The sequence below is a fragment of the Phycisphaerales bacterium genome (genome assembly GCA_035627955.1).
In the GTDB taxonomy this organism is placed as follows: domain Bacteria; phylum Planctomycetota; class Phycisphaerae; order Phycisphaerales; family UBA1924; genus JAEYTB01.
The window spans coordinates 1-15519 of record DASPKU010000001.1 but is presented as its reverse complement, the minus strand read 5'-3'; the positions used below and the strand labels follow the sequence as shown (position 1 = coordinate 15519).

Here is a 15519-nt window from a genome sequence, read left to right as displayed (position 1 = left end):
ATGGCCGGGAACGTGAATACGAAGTTCGTGGTTGGCCTCACCGCCGGCGCCGCCGTCGTCATCGGCGGGCTGTCCTACACCGCCTACGTCCTCCTTCAGAACTCCGGCGCCGACCTGGCCCGCATGGGCGACCAGAAGATGGCCGCCAAGCAGTACAAGGAGGCCGCGGACACCTACGCCAAGGCCGTCAACAAAGAGAAGACCAACACCGAGTTCCTCCGCAAGTGGATCACGGCCCTCAAGCAGACCAACCGCGAGTCCCAGCGCTCCTACTCCGACGCCTTCCACAAGGAGCTCGCCCTCTCCGTCCGCCAGCTCGCCCTGGTGAGCGACCAGATCGCCGACAAGCGCGAGTACTTCGAGCTCCGCCAGGACATGCTCGAGTCCATGCCCTTCTACAAGGAGGGCTACGAGGACGTCATCGCCGACGCGGACCTCATCCTCTCCAAGTACCCGGCCCCCTCCGCCGAGTCCGAATCCCTCCGTCGCTACCGCGGCATGGCCCGACTCCGAATCGCCCTTAACACCCCCGATGCTCCCAAGGAGCTCGTCGAGGGCGCCAAGGCCGACCTCGAGGCAGCGCTCGCCGCAGCGCCCGGTGATCAGGATTCCGCCCAGTGGCTCGCGGTCTGGCACGGCCTCGCCGCCAACAAGGCCGCGACCGCCAACAACCTCGATGAAGCCAACAAGCACATGGCGAGCGCCGAGAAAGTCATCACCGACTTCCTCGCGAAGAACCCCGGCAACGCCCTCGCCACTATCGTGCAGACCCGCCAGGAGCTCGACCGCCGCATGCGCGAGCTCGCCCAGCGCACCGACAAGCCCAGCGCCGACGAAGTCCGGGAGCTCAACCGCCAGCTCGTCGCCGCCATGAAGCCCAGGATCGAGGCCGCCGCGGAGCTCGCCAGGGCCCAGGCCACGACGCTCCCACTCCGCGGCATCCAGATGCTCCGCGAGCTCGAGGGCTCGATCGACGCCGCCGCGGGCTTCTCCCGCACCGAGGGCATCGTCCGCGCCGCATTGCAGGCCCGCCCCGCCGACGCCGACCTGCACATGCTTCTGGCCGACTTCGCCTCTACCCGCAAGGAGCACGAGGACGCGATCGGGATCCTGCAGAAAGTCATCGACATGCCCGTGCCCCCGCTCTCGGTGGAGGGCCAGCTGCTCTTCTCAAAGAAGGCCGACGCCCGCGTCCGCCAGGGCCAGGCGATCTTCCAGGTCTACCGCGGCATCACCGAAGCCGCTGATCGCGACAAGTCCATCGCCCGCATGCGCAAGCTCCGCGATGAGCTCGTCGCGCAGGTAGACGCCTCGACGCCTGGCGCCATGCTCACCGACGCCCAGCTCGCCATCATGGAGGGCGACCTGACGAAGGCGGACCGCCTGCTCACGCAGTTCAACCGCGACACCCGCGGCTCGATGATCGATGCCATGATGCTCGCGGCAGAGGTCTCGGTCATGCGCAACGAGCCCGGCGCCGCTAAGACCCAGCTCGAGAACGTCGTCCGCGCTCAGCCCAACAACATCCTCGCCGTGGCCCGCCTCGCCGAGGTGGAGATGATGCTCCGCAACTACGCCCGCGCCGAGCAGCTGCTCACGTGGGTCCAGAGCACCCAGCCCAACAACCAGGCGATCAAGCAGCAGCTCGAGGTCCTCCGCGGCCACGTGAAGGGTGAGCAGGTTTCCGACCCCATCCTCCAGGTCGTCCTCGAAGTCGACAAGATGACCAGGGAGCTCTCAAACGATCCCACCGGCCCGGCCAAGGTCGTCGCGAAGGTACGAGCTGACATGGACCGCCTCAAGTCCACCGACCCGCGTCTGTACCGCACGCTGGCCATGGCGGAGATCCGCAACAACAACAAGGCCGGCGCACTCGACGCCATCCGCAAGGGCCTTGAAGCCAACCCGGGCCACGCCGAACTGCGGTACTTCGAGGTCAGCCTCGCCGAGAACGACCCGCTCAAGCAGCGCCTCGAGCTCAACAGGATGGCCACCGCCAATGACGAGGTCGAGCGCCTCCTGAACGAGTACAACATCTACACCGAGTTCAACAAGAAGGCCGACGCCCGCGCCGCGCTCGACAAGGCCAAGCAGACAGCCCCCAACGACAAGCGCGTGGTCGAGATCGACTTCATCAGCGCCGTCGAGGACAAGGACTGGACACGCGCCGAGGAGCTCGCCGCCCGCGGCCAGCGCGAGAACGTAGACGCGATCGACGGGGCCACCTTCCGCGCACGCCTCGAATCCGCCAAGGGCAACGCCGAAACCGCCGTCACCGTCCTGCAGCAGGCCACAGGACGAGGCGGCGTGCAGCCCGAGACCTGGCGCCTCCTCGGCCACCTTCAGCTGAAGGCGGGGCGTGTCACCGATGCCATCGCCTCCTTCCGCCAGGCCCTTGCCCTCCGCCCCGATGACGTCGGCGCGATCAAGGACCTCGTGAGCGCCCAGATGCGCTCGGGACAGCTCGACGACGCCCTCACCAGCGCCCGCAACTACGAGCAGTTCGCCAGCGGTGACGGCGACTTCGTGCACATGTGGCTCATCCTCGAGGCCACCGTGCCCGGCGGCGACCGCGCCAAGGCCCTCCAGCGCCGCACGCAGCTCTACCAGGTCTCCCCCGAGGACCGCGACAACGCCATCGCCCTCGCGTCCATCCACATGGACAGCGACCGCACCAAGGCCCGGCCCATCATCGACGACCTCATGCAGCGCGCGCCCGGGCTTGACGTGGTCGGCCTGGACGCCGCGTGGCACTGGGCCGACCGCAACGCCGCCAGGGCCCGTGAGGTCTTCGAGAACTACATCAAGCAGCAGGAGGCCGCGGGCAAGCTCAACGCCGACTCGTTCGTCGCCTACGCCCAGTTCCTCATGCAGCGCCAGGACGTCGAGGGCGGCCTCGCGATCCTCGACCGCGCCCGCCCCTTCCAGGACAAGGCCACCGCCAACATCGACCGCGCCATCGCCGATTCGTGCATGGCCCTCAACAAGCTCGACCGCGCCGCCGAGGCCTGCCGCCAGATCCTCGCGGCCAAGGCCGACACACCCAACCGCATCTACGAAAAGCGCCTCGCGGAGTGCTACCTCCAGCTCGGCAAGTTCACCGAAGCCTCGGCCATCGTCACCCCCATGCTGACGGCCCCTGACCTCGACGCAGTGACCATCCTCGTCGCCGCCGAGATCAAGAACCAGCAGAAGGACGCCAAGGGCCGCATGGACCTGCTCGACCGCGCCGTGGCGCGCTTCCCCCAGGACGCTTCCGTGTTCATGCGCCGCGGGCAGGCGATCATGGAGTCGGCCGCGGGCAAGCAGGCCGACGAGGCCCGCCCGCTCTTCCGCGCCGCCGAGGCCGACCTGACGCAGGCCGTGAAGCTCAACCCGCAGCTCTGGCAGGCCCTCCGCCTCCGCGCCATGGTGTACAAGGACCTGAGCGATCCCGAGAGGGCCATCAACGACCTGAAGGCCGCGCTCGACATCTACCCGCACGACAACGAGCTGCTCAGCGGCCTCATCGCCTACATGCTCGAGAACAGCCGCGAGCAGGAGGCCCTGGAGGTCGCCGACCGCGCCCTCACTAAGCGTCAGCGCGACGTGGGCGCCTTCACCATGGTGGCGCAGGTCTTCGCCATCCGCGACCGCTGGTCGCAGGCCGTCCGCTTCATGGAGCGGGCCTACAGCATCGACCCGAGCGACACCACCGCCCTCCGCTACCTCGACACGCTGCTCTCAGCCAAGCCCCAGCCCTTTGCGGCCGACGCCGAGCGCGTCCTCAACTCCGCCCAGCTCAAGGCCCGCGTTGCCAGCAACCCCGGCCTCCTCATGGTGCAGGCCCGCATCGCCATGCTGCAGAACAAGTCGGCGCAGGCCCTCCGCTCCGCTGCCGACGCCCTCGCGATCGTCCCCTCGGACGATCCTCGCATGATGCTCCAGTGGTACGGCGAGCTCCGCCGCATCCTCCCCGAGCGCTCCGCCCAGCGCAGCTTCCTCGAGGACCTCATGAACTCCGGCCGCTCCACCGAGTGGGCCTCGTTCTTCCGCGGCATGCTCATGATGGAGGACACCGCCGTGCGTGAGCAGGGCTTCGAGGTGATGAAGCAGCTCCTCCGCACCTCCCAGAACAAGCCGCTGCGTCAGATGGTCCACCGCACCTACAGCAGCAACCTCTACGCCGCCGAGCGCTACCCCGAGGCCGCCGCCGCCATGCAGGCCGGCCTCGCCGAGTTCCCCGACGACCTCGAGGTGATGAACAATCTTGCCTACACCCTGGTGAAGCGCACCAGCCAGCCCGCCGAGGCCCTCAAGCTCGCCCAGCAGGTGGCCGAGAAGAACCCCACCGCCGACGTGCTCGACACGCTCGCGGTGTGCTACCTCAAGACCGGTGACAAGGACAAGGCCCTCGCCACCATCGCCCGCGCCGAGGGCATGCAGATGTCGCCGCTCACGGCGGTCTCTGTTTTCATGCACAAGGCCGAGATCCTCGACGCCCTCGGCCGCAAGGATGACGCACGCAAGGCGATCGCCGACGCGGTCAAAATCCAGGAAAACAACCCATCCGCTATTCCCGCCCAATCAAAGACCGACCTCGAAGAGGTCAGGAAACGGATCGGTTCGGCCTGAGAATCCGAACTTCACGCAAGTCAGGGGAGTATCGGACCGACAGTATCGAGGCAGACTCACGCCAGTTTGTGATCGCTGCGCCCTGTTGCGGGGCCGCGGCGCGTGGGGGCGGTCACCCGGCCGCGATGGGCAGTAGAGGAATGTACCTATGACGACGCTTCCGGCCAGTGCAGCACCCGTGATGAACCAGCCCGCGCGCATGGGCTCGACCGCAACGCCGCCCGCCGCCCTCGCGGCGCAGGCCGGCAGCATCGATCCGCTCAAGCTGCTCAACAAGTACAAGCTCGTGCTGGGCGGCGCCGCCGTCGCCGGCGCGGTGCTGGGCGTCGGCGCCCACCTGGTCCTGCGCACCGTCGCCCCCAAGTGGTCGCCCGTCGCGATCTTCAACTGCCTCCCCCCGCAGGAGGACGTCGGCGGCGCCAACGCCCAGTACGTCGGCGGTCAGGAGATGGACCGCTTCATGCAGACGCAGGTCCGCATGATGACCTCCGACATCGTCCTCGCCAAGGTCGCCGAGGACCCCCAGCTGATCAACAAGGCCTCCGGCTGGGCCAAGCAGTTCCTGGAGGTTGACGGCTCCACGGGCATGCAGGCCCCCCGCTACGACAAGATGACCGAGGAGCTGCGCGACATCGTCGGCGCCCGCGTCCTCCCCCAGACCAACCTGATCGAGCTCTCGGTTTCCGACAGCAACAAGGAAGACGCCACCGAGATCCTCCGCCTCGTGCGCGAGAAGTACACCCTCGTCCTCAAGAGCCAGACGCAGGACCTCTCCGACGACCGCGTGAAGGCCATCCGCGACCAGATCGACCGCTACGACATCGAGCTCAAGAACCTCGCCCGCAAGCGTGACGGCCTCGTCACCACCATGAGCCTTGACGCCATCCGCGACGCCGCCAACGCGACGCGCATGCTCCTGGCCAACACCGAGGAAGAGCTCCAGCAGGTCTCGCTCTCCCTCCAGAGCGCCCGCAAGCGCCTGACCCAGATGCAGGAGCAGCAGCAGGCCGGCGGCTTCTCCCCTGAGCTGCTCGCCAACATCGAGAAGGACCCCGCGGTGCTCGAGGTCCAGTCCATGATCTCCAAGCTCGAGACCACCCGCCAGATGCTGCTCAACCGCGGCCTCTCCCCCGACCACCGCGAAGTCCGCATGGTGGACGCCAACCTCGAGGGCGCCCGCCAGAACCTCGAGCGCGTGAAGAGCGAGCGCCTCGCCAAGATGTTCGCCGGCGAGCTCGATGAGCTCGCCAAGGGCGTCGCCCAGCTCGAAAGCCAGGAGGAGAAGCTCGTGCAGGAGAGCGGCGCCTACAAGCGTCGCCTCACCGACCTCACCACCGCGCAGGGCCAGCTCGACGACATCGAGAACCAGATCCGCACCATCATGGCGAGTAAGGCGGACACCACCGCATCCTTCCAGAATCTGCTCAGCCTCCAGCAGATGGGCAGCTTCAACCGCGTGGTCCTGCTCCAGCCCGAGAAGACCCCCAACGAGATGTCTTTCCCCAAGTGGAAGCTCATGCTCCCCGCGGGCATGATCCTCTGCGTCGGCCTCGTCGGCGGCCTGGTTGTCCTGCGCGAGGTCGTCGACCAGCGCGTCAAGGGCCCCTCCGACATCTCCATCATCCCGCGCACCAAGCTCCTGGGCTGGGTCCCCGAAGCGTCGGAAGACCCCTCGGGCGTCGGCGCCACCGAGACCGCCTTCCGCGACCGCCCCCGCGGCATCGTCGCCGAGAGCTTCCGCCAGATCCGCGGCAGCGTCGCCAAGCGCGTCGCCGCCGCCGACCACAAGACGCTCCTGGTCATCGCCGGCATGCCGGGCAGCGGCGCCACCAGCGCCGTCTCCAACCTCGCTTTCGCCTTCGCCGCCGCCGACAAGCGCGTGCTCGTCGTGGACGCCAACTTCCGCCGCCCCTCGCTGCACCGCGTCATGGGCCTCAGCGAGGGCAAGGGCCTCGCCGACGTCCTCGCCCGCAGCGTAGAGCTGACCGACGCCATCCAGGCAACCTCCACGCCCAACCTCGACGTCCTCAGCGCCGGCAGCAAGGAGCACCGCGTCTTCGAGCGCCTCGCCACCGACGCCATGACGGACGTCCTCAACCGCGCCCGCCAGGACTACGACCTCATCCTCATCGACTGCGCCCCCGCCATCGTCGCCGGCGACGGCGTCGCCCTCGCCCACCGCTGCGACGCCTCCATCCTCGTCGTCCGCGCCCTCGCCGAGAAGCGCGGCATGATCGCCCGCGTCAAGAACGAGCTCAGCGACGGCCGCAGCGAGTTCCTGGGCGTCGTCGTCAACGCCGTCCGCTCCTCCAGCGGCGGCTACATGAAGGGCAACATCCGCGCCGCCCACGAGTACCAGCAGGCCTGAGCACCGCGCCCGGCCCACTGGTAATCTTCAGCCATGACCCCACCCCCGCCCGCCAGCACGACCCCAGGTGAACACCGCCGGGTGGTGGTGAGCGGGGGTGCGGGCTTTATCGGGTCCCACCTCACCGAGCTCCTCCTCGCCCGCGGCGACCACGTAACCGTCGTCGACAACCTCTCCACCGGCCGCCGCAGCAACCTTCCCGCGATGCACGAGCGCCTCCGCTTCGTGGAGGCCGACCTCAAGGACGCCCTCGCCGCCTTCGGCAAGGGCGAGACCTTCGACGAGATCTATCACCTGGCCGCCGCAGTGGGCGTCAAGCTCATCATCGCCGACCCCATCCGCTCCATCGAGACCAACATCGAGCAGACCTCCGCCCTGCTCCGCTTCGCCGCTACCCGCTCCCGCGAAGGCCGCGGCGTCCCCACGCTCATCGCCTCCAGCAGCGAGGTGTACGGCAAGTCCACCCGCTCGCCCTTCTCCGAAGAAGACGACGTTGTCTACGGCCCCACCACGATGTCGCGCTGGTCCTATGCCTGCACCAAGGCCGTCGACGAGTACCTCGCCCTTGCCTACCACGCCCAGCAGGGCCTGCCCGCGGTCGTCACCCGCTTCTTCAACACGGTCGGCCCGCGCCAGGTCGGCGAGTACGGCATGGTCCTGCCCCGCTTCGTGCAGGCCGCGCTCGAAGGCCGCGACCTCGAGGTCTACGGCGACGGCACACAGTCCCGCTGCTTCTGCGATGTGCGCGATGTGGTCGAGGTCCTGCCGCGCCTCATGGCCAACCCCGCCTGCCACGGCCAGGTCTTCAACGTCGGCGCCGACACCCCCATCACCATCGGCGAACTTGCAAGCTCCGTCATCACCACTCTGCGCTCCACCTCCGGCGTCCGCAAAATCCCCTACACTCAGGCCTACACCCGCGGGTTCGAGGACCTCGGCCAGCGCCGGCCCGACCTCTCCCGCCTCCGCGCCGCCGTCGGCTTCGCCCCACGCATCCCTCTGGAACGCACCATCCTCGACGTTGCCGCTTCATTCTCTACCGACTTCAAGCGAGGCAAGCAGTGACAGGCGTCTGGGCCATCCTGGCACAAGCAGCGACTGAGACCACCGCGGACGCCGCGGAGGCCGCCACACACACCGCGACCGACGCCGCCACCACCGCCTCCAACCTCCTCACCCGCCTGTCGGTCTTCGAGGGCTACATCGGCGTCCTCATCGTCTCCTTTGTCCTCACGCTCTTCGCCACGCCCATCATGCGCAAGCTGGCAGTCGCCAACGGCGTGATCGACCGCCCCAGCGACCCCCGCAAGGTCCACCGCATCCCCATTGCCTACCTCGGCGGTGTCGCCGTGTTCGTGGGCATCGTGGGCGGCATCTTCTACAGCCTGCTCGCCCTCAAGCTCCCCTGGCTCATTGAGTGGCACCCCGTCAAGCCCGCCCACCTCGAGGAGAAGTACGGCGTCTACCACCAGCACGTGCCTATCTCCGTGCTCCTGGGCATGACCGTCATCATGATCGTCGGCTTCCTCGACGACGTCTTCGGCATCAGCCCCCGTGTCAAGATCGGCGGCCAGCTCTTCGCCGCCGCGGCCCTCGCCTACGAGAACGTCGGCGTCAAGCTCGCCGCCGGACTGCTCATCCCCCTCGCCGACTCCCTCGGCATCGCCACCAAGGTCATCGGCGGCTCCCCCACCATCCTCCTCAACATCCCGCTGCCCTTCCCCATCGCAGGCGCCGACACCATCCCCATCGACGTCGTCTACTGGGCCGGCACCGCAATCATCGCCGTCGCAGTGCTCGCCCTCTGCAACGCCTCGAACCTCATCGACGGCCTCGACGGCCTGCTCTCGGGAACCACCGCCATCTCCTCCGCCGGCCTGCTCGTGGTCGCGCTGGGCCTGGCAGTGGTCGACGACGGCCCGCGGGACTCCCAGCGCATCATCATGTGCCTCGCGGTGCTCGGCGCCTGCCTGGGCTTCCTCCCCCACAACTTCAACCCAGCGACCATCTTCCTGGGGGACGCCGGCTCCCTGCTCCTTGGCTTCTGCACCTGCGTGATCATCCTCACCCTGGGCGACAAGGGTCAGACACACCTCGTCGTCGCCGGGCTCATCATCTACGCCCTCCCCATCCTCGACACCGCCCTCGCCATCGTCCGTCGCAAGATGGAGGGCAAGAGCATCTCCGCCGCCGACGACCAGCACCTCCACCACATGCTCCGGCGCGCCTTCGGCGTCAAGGGCGCGGTCCTCTGCCTTTACGGCATCGCCGCCTCCTTCGCCGCACTGGGCGTCGGGATGAGCCTCGTCCGCGCCCGCATCATCTACCTCCTCGCGATGATCCTCGCGGCTTACATCGGCGTCACCGCCATCAAGATCGCCCGCCGGCGCGCCATCGAGGCCCAGGCCGCCGCCTACGACAAGAAGCCCGAGCCCAAGGTGCAGACCACCATCACTTCGCCGGTGGTGCCCGCCCCCACCCCCGTGGCGACGCAATCGCCCGCCACCTCCCCCACCACGGTCACCGCGAACGTCCCCGTCGCAGACGCCGCCGCCGAGCCCGTCGAGGAACCGACAGCTTCCTGAGAATTCCTGCGCCTCCAAACTCGGCAGTTTCTGCCGACCTTGCCGATATACTCGGCCCATGCCCGAGCCGACCAGCAAGCCCGTCCGCCTCATCGCCCTGATGAACCAGAAGGGCGGCGTCGGCAAGACCACCACCACCGTCAACCTCGCCGCCGCCTTCGCCAAGGCCGGCCGCTCGACCCTGGTCGTTGACCTCGACCCCCAGGCACACGCCACCCTCCACCTCGGCGTCGACCCCGAGAACCTCAAGGGCTCGGTCTACGACGTGATGATGGACGAGAACGCCGACATCGGCCGCATCGTCCAGGAGCGCAGCAAGAACCTCGCCGTGCTCCCCGCCGAAACCGCGCTCGCTGCCGTCGAGGGCGAGCTCGCCGGCACCCCCGACCGTCAGCGCCGCCTCGAGCGTGCCCTCGCGAAGCTCGGCGACCGCTTCGAGTTCGTCCTGCTCGACTGCCCGCCCTCGCTCGGCCTGCTCACCATCAACGGCCTCGCCTGCGCCCGCGAGGTCCTCATCCCCATGCAGGCCCACTTCCTCGCCCTCCAGGGTGTCGGGAAGCTCCTCGAGACGGTCAAGCTCGTCAGCCAGGGCGTCAACCCGCGCCTCAAGGTCACCGGCGTCGTCCTCTGCATGCACGACGCGGCCAGCACCCACACCCGCGAGGTCGTCGCCGACCTCGACGGCTTCTTCGACGAGGCCCGCAAGGGCGACGCCCCGTGGAAGTACGCCCGCGTGCTCCGCCCCGCCGTCCGCCGCAACATCAAGCTCGCCGAGTGCCCCAGCTTCGGCAAGACCATCTTCGAGTACGCCCCGCAGGCCAGCGGCGCCGAGGACTACAACGCCCTCGCCGACGTCCTGCTGAAAGAGTGGGACCAGATGCTCGCCAAGCGCCGTGAGATGGCCGCGCCCAACATCGTGGTGGTGCCCACGCCCATGCCGGCGGTCGCCAAGGTCGGCGGGTGACCTCCCCCGCCGCGCCGTTCAATCGCCACCGCTGGGTCCTCGTCCTCTTCTGGGCCTACGCCATCGCACTGTGCATCGGCACCCACTGGCCCAAGCTCCAGGCCCCCGGCCCCGAGGGCACCGACAAGGCCATCCACGTCGTCGTCTTCGCCGTGTGGGCCGTGCTCTGCGCGGCCTGCGGCTGGTTCGGCCCCCCGCTCTCCTGGCGCAACCTCGTCCTCAGCTGCCTCGTCTCCTGCGCCTACGCCGTCGTGGACGAGCTCGGCCAGGCTATCGAGTGGGTCAACCGCAGCTGCGAGTGGGCCGACATGCGAGCCAACCTCATCGGCTGCATCGGCGCGACCCTGCTCCTGCTCCTCCTGCGCAAGCCGCTCGCCGCGCTCTTCCCTAGACTCCTGCCCTCATGAAGGGCGACGACACACTCAACGAGTCAGGTCTGAGGTTCCGGCACGGCCCCGTCATCTGGGCCATCGCCGCCGTGCTCGGCCTCTTCGCCGGTGCACTGGCCATCAAAGCCCTGCCGCCACACCTCGACTCCGCGGGCCACCCCCACATCCCGCTGTATCTCGTCGCCCCCTTCGCCGCGCTGCTCGCCAGCATCGCCCTCATGCCCTTCGTCAGCCAGCGCATCTGGCACCGCCACTACCCCGACTTCGCCTTCGCCCTGGGGGGCATGGTCGCCGGCTACTACCTGGCCGGCTTCGGCGCCCACGGCCGGCACGCCCTCCTCCACAGCCTCATCGAGTACTACGCCTTCATCGCCCTGGTCGGCGGCCTCTACGTCGTCTCCGGCGGCATCCTCATCAAGACCACCGGACGCGCCCGCCCCCTCACCAACACCCTCCTGCTCGCCTTCGGCGCCGTGCTCGCCAACCTCGTGGGCACCACCGGCGCGTCCGTCCTCCTCATCCGCCCCTTCATGCGCCTCAACGAGGGCCGCCTCAAGCCGCTCCACGTCGTCCTCTTCATCTTTATCGTCAGCAACTGCGGCGGCTGCCTCACCCCCATCGGCGACCCGCCCCTCTACCTCGGCTACCTCAAGGGGGTCCCGTTCTTCTGGACCCTCACCGCCCTCTGGCAGGACTGGCTGCTCACCGTCGGCCTGCTCCTCGCCGTTTTCTTCGTGTACGACACCATCATCGAGCGCCGCACCGAGCCCGCTCAGCACGGCTCCGCTCGCCTCAGCATTGAGGGCGGCACCGGCCTTGTCTGCCTCCTCCTCATGATCGCCGGCGTCTTCATCGATCCCTTCCTCGACAAGCAGTTCGGCATCCATGGCATCCCCATCGGCGCCACCTTCCAGGCCCTCGTCGCCATCGGCGCCTACCTCATGGCCCCCAAGCCCCTCCTCTCGCAGAACGAGTTCACCTTCGAGCCCGTCAAGGAAGTCGGCCTCCTCTTCATCGGCATCTTCCTCACCATGATCCCCGCGCTCGGGTACCTCGCCGCCAACGGCGCCAAACTCGGCATCGACTCCGCCTCATCCTTCTACTGGGGAACCGGCTCACTCTCCGCCGTGCTCGACAACGCCCCCACCTACCTCAACTTCCTCCAGGTCGCCATGCCCGGCGGTCGCGCCATCGACGCCCAGGGCGTGCAGGAGCTCCTCGCCCTCCCCGGCGGCCACCGCACCCTCGTGGCCATCTCCACCGGTGCGGTCTTCTTCGGCGCCATGACCTACATCGGCAACGGCCCCAACTTCATGGTCCGCGCCATCGCCGAGGCCGCGGGTGTCAAGATGCCCTCCTTCTTCGGCTACCTCGGATGGGCGGTGGTGATCCTCCTGCCCATTCTCGCCGTGCACTGGCTGCTGCTGATCCGATAGAGTCTCACAGAGACTCATGGACGAGGCCGCCACAATTACTGCCGAGCCGCCACAACCCGCCGCGCCCAACGCCACCGCGCGAGCGGCCGACGACAGGCACGCCGCCGCCCCCCTCGCCGGCGCGGTCCGCGTCGTCTCCGGCCTCACGCTCGTCTCCCGCTTCGCCGGCCTCGCCCGCGACGTGATCACCGCCCGCATGTTCGGCGCGGGGCTGCTGGGCTCCGCCTTCCAGGCCGCCTACGCCTTCCCCAACTTCTTCCGCCGCCTCTTCGGCGAGGGCGCTCTCTCGGCCGCGTTCCTCCCCGAGTACACCCTCCTGCGCCGCGACGACCCCGCCCGCGCCTCCGCCCTCGCCTCCATCACCCTCTGGTCGCTGATGCTCGTCACTGGCGGCCTCACGCTCGTCATCGAGCTCATCCTCCTCGCGCTCCTCCTGCTCACACCCGCCGACCCCGAGCGCGCCCTCTCCTTCCGCCTCATGATGCTCATGCTCCCGATGATGCCCGCCGTGTGCGCCACGGCCATCCTCGGCGGCATACTCCAGGCCCACGGCCGCTTCGGCCCGCCAGCCGCCGCGCCCATCATCCTCAACCTCTTCCAGATCGCCGCCGGCGCCGGCTTCTTCTGGGGCTGGTACGCCGCCAACCCCGCGGCCTACATCGTCGGCTCCGCCGCCGTGCTCGCCAGCATCGTGCAGATCCTGTGGTCCCTGCACGCCCTCAGGGGCAAGGTCGCCTGGACCCGCGCCTGGCACACCGCAGAGGAAAGCTCCCGCCGCGTGCTCAAGCGCTTCATCCCCGCGATGCTCGGCCTGGGCACCATCCAGCTCAACAGCCTCATGGACCTGCTCTTCGCCATGTGGCCCGTGTGGGTCGGCCCCACCGCGTTCGGCCTCGCCGTCACGCTCGATGACAAGAGCAACGCCGTGCTCCGCTACTCGCAGACGATCTACCAGTTCCCACTGGGCGTCTTCGGCATCGCCGTCGCCACCGCCGTGTTCCCGCTCCTCTCACGCAGCAGCGACAACAACACCGACTTCGTCCAGCACCTCCGCCGCGGCCTGCGCCTCTCGCTCTTCATCGGCCTGCCCGCCACCGTCGGCCTCTTCCTCATCCGCCAGAACATCCTCACCGTCATCTACGGCGGCGGCCGTCACGGCTTCTCGCACGATGACATCACCCGCGCCGCGGCGGTCCTCGCCGGCTTCGCCCCCGCCATCTGGGCCTACTCCCTCAACCACGTCCTCACCCGCGCGTTCTACGCCAAGGGCGACACCCTTACGCCCATGCGCCTCGCGATGCTCGCCGTCGCCTTCAACTTCGCCCTCAACTGCACGCTCATCTGGTGGCTGCGCGAGGCCGGCCTCGCCTGGTCCACCGCCATCTCGGCGATTATCCAGTGCGTCATCCTCGCAACGCTCTGCTCCCGCAAGCTCGCCGTTCGCCCCTTCGACCGCGCCACCACCGCCGCCTTCGCACGCATCGCCATCACCACCGCCATAATGGGCGCGGCCGTCTGGGTGGTCGAACGTGGAACCCGCATCCCCCCGGGCCACGAGACCTGGCCCAAGCACCTGCTCCGCCTCTGCATGCTCGTGGGCACCGGCGGCATCATCTACGCCGCGTTCGCCGCGTTCCTCAAACTCCCCGAACTCCGCTGGCTCACCCAGCGCGCACCAAAGGGCGACACCACAGCAATGAGCTTCGAGTAGCTCCCCGGCTCCTATGAGTCCTATGACTCCTATGAGTCCTATTCCTGCTCAGTCGATATACGGCGTGATCGCCACACCCGACGGCACCACGAACACGTCCCCGTACACCTGCAGGTAGCAGTTGAACCCCGTGTCCGCGAACTGATCCCCCAGCGGCAGCCCCGTCGTCCGGTCCTCGTTGACGAACACGTTGTCGCGGTGCGTCCGCATCCCGTTGATCGGCGACATGAACGACATCGGAATCCCCTCAGGGTCCGGCACGTTCGTGAACGTCACGTGCCCGTCGTTGTACCCCAGGTTCCCCTCCCACGTGCGCGGCCCGCCGAAGATCTTCAGCCGGTTGCTCTCGATCCCGCCGACGCCCGGCCGCAGGCCCCACGCCCCCGGCGTGCCGTCGTACTGCGGGCCGCGGTTGCCAAGCACCGCCTGGCGCGAGTCCAGCGTGCCCTTCCACATCTGCGCCCGCTCACCGAACGCGGGCGTGTGCGCGTAGCTCACGTAGCCCATCACTCCGCCGCCGTACGTCCGCCGCCCGCCCATCGGTGTGCCGTTACCGGTCTCGCCCGGGTACCCGCCGAAGCCGGGGTCCCACAGTGCCGCCGCGGGGTTCACCGCCGTCGAGGGGAAGCTGTACTCGTACCGCGGGTCCTTGATGATCCGCCCGTTGACCTCCGACGGGCACACCGCCAGCTCCGGCGGAATGAACCCGTTGTAGATCATCAGCGAGAAAATGTTGCCCGTGTTGTCCTTCACGATGCTCGGCTGCGCGCCCGGGTTGATCGTCGTGTTCGCCCGGTCCACCTGGCTGGGCAAGGGGTAGCAGTCGTCGTGCTGGCCCGACCAGATGAACATCCCCTGCAGCATGCTGCGGATGTTCGCCGCGTCCTTGATCGACCGCGCCGCCTCCCGCGCCTTGCCCAGGCTGGGCAGCAGGATGCTGATCAGCAGCGAAATGATGGCAATGACCACCAGCAGCTCGATGAGCGTGAAGGCGGTTCGGGCATTCACTTGTCGGCGGTCGTGCACGCGAACCCCCTCCGACTACATGCGGACTCCCGGGCTATACCGCCTCAGCGTACCAGCGGTGGCAAGCGGGTTCAAAAAAAGACCGGGCCCCGCGGGTTCGCCGCGGGGCCCAGGTCCGTAAAGACTGCAGTCAGGCCCGGTCAGGGGACCGGTGCGGGGGATTACCAGCCGCCGCGGCCGCCGCCGGAGCGACCGCCACCGCCGTAACCGCCACCACCACCACCGCCGCCATGACCCTGAGCGTGCTCATCCCCGGCTTCTTCACGGCAATGGGCTGGCTGTTCTTGGCGCACCCACGCATCGGCATCGTGTGCCCGTACTCCTTCGACGTGCCCGGCGGCGTGCAGAACCACGTCCGGGACCTGGCCGAGGCGCTGCTGAAACTGGGGCACGAGGTGAGCGTGCTGGCCCCGGCCGACGACGACG

At 68.5% G+C, this 15519-nt stretch carries 10 protein-coding genes; 9 read left to right on the top strand and 1 reads right to left on the bottom strand.

What is annotated here, in order from left to right:
* From VD997_00050 to murJ, 8 genes are all read left to right on the top strand, one after another.
* Positions 1-4614: a tetratricopeptide repeat protein gene (locus tag VD997_00050; protein ID HYE60359.1), complete on the top strand. Its 4614-nt coding sequence runs from the start codon at positions 1-3 to the stop codon at positions 4612-4614.
* A gap of 148 nt (positions 4615-4762) precedes the next feature.
* The gene (locus VD997_00045) at positions 4763-6982 is read left to right on the top strand and encodes a polysaccharide biosynthesis tyrosine autokinase (GenBank protein ID HYE60358.1); all 2220 of its coding nucleotides are present in this window, start codon (positions 4763-4765) and stop codon (positions 6980-6982) included.
* Between the two features lie 33 nt (positions 6983-7015).
* Entirely contained in the window at positions 7016-8047 is a 1032-nt protein-coding gene (locus VD997_00040) for an NAD-dependent epimerase/dehydratase family protein (protein ID HYE60357.1), read from the top strand.
* On the top strand, positions 8044-9567 hold the full coding sequence (locus VD997_00035) for a hypothetical protein (protein ID HYE60356.1): 1524 nt from the start codon (positions 8044-8046) through the stop codon (positions 9565-9567). Before VD997_00040 ends, VD997_00035 begins: the two co-directional genes overlap by 4 nt.
* Positions 9568-9625: 58 nt before the next feature.
* Positions 9626-10531 (top strand): AAA family ATPase, encoded by a 906-nt coding sequence (locus VD997_00030; GenBank protein HYE60355.1) that lies wholly within the window; start codon positions 9626-9628, stop codon positions 10529-10531.
* The gene (locus VD997_00025) at positions 10528-10938 is read left to right on the top strand and encodes a VanZ family protein (GenBank protein HYE60354.1); all 411 of its coding nucleotides are present in this window, start codon (positions 10528-10530) and stop codon (positions 10936-10938) included. Before VD997_00030 ends, VD997_00025 begins: the two co-directional genes overlap by 4 nt.
* The gene (locus tag VD997_00020; protein HYE60353.1) at positions 10935-12356 is read left to right on the top strand and encodes a sodium:proton antiporter; all 1422 of its coding nucleotides are present in this window, start codon (positions 10935-10937) and stop codon (positions 12354-12356) included. The genes VD997_00025 and VD997_00020 overlap by 4 nt, the downstream gene beginning before the upstream one ends.
* A 16-nt stretch (positions 12357-12372) precedes the next feature.
* Entirely contained in the window at positions 12373-14067 is a 1695-nt protein-coding gene (gene murJ, locus VD997_00015; protein HYE60352.1) for a murein biosynthesis integral membrane protein MurJ, read from the top strand.
* 48 nt (positions 14068-14115) lie between these two features.
* On the opposite strand, the gene VD997_00010 is transcribed toward murJ, so the two are convergent.
* Positions 14116-15093, bottom strand: a complete 978-nt coding sequence (locus VD997_00010; GenBank protein HYE60351.1) for a prepilin-type N-terminal cleavage/methylation domain-containing protein — start codon at positions 15091-15093, stop codon at positions 14116-14118.
* 242 nt (positions 15094-15335) lie between these two features.
* Here VD997_00010 and VD997_00005 point away from each other — a divergent pair.
* Positions 15336-15519, top strand: a 184-nt coding sequence (locus VD997_00005) for a glycosyltransferase (protein ID HYE60350.1), incomplete at its 3' end; no start/stop codon positions are given.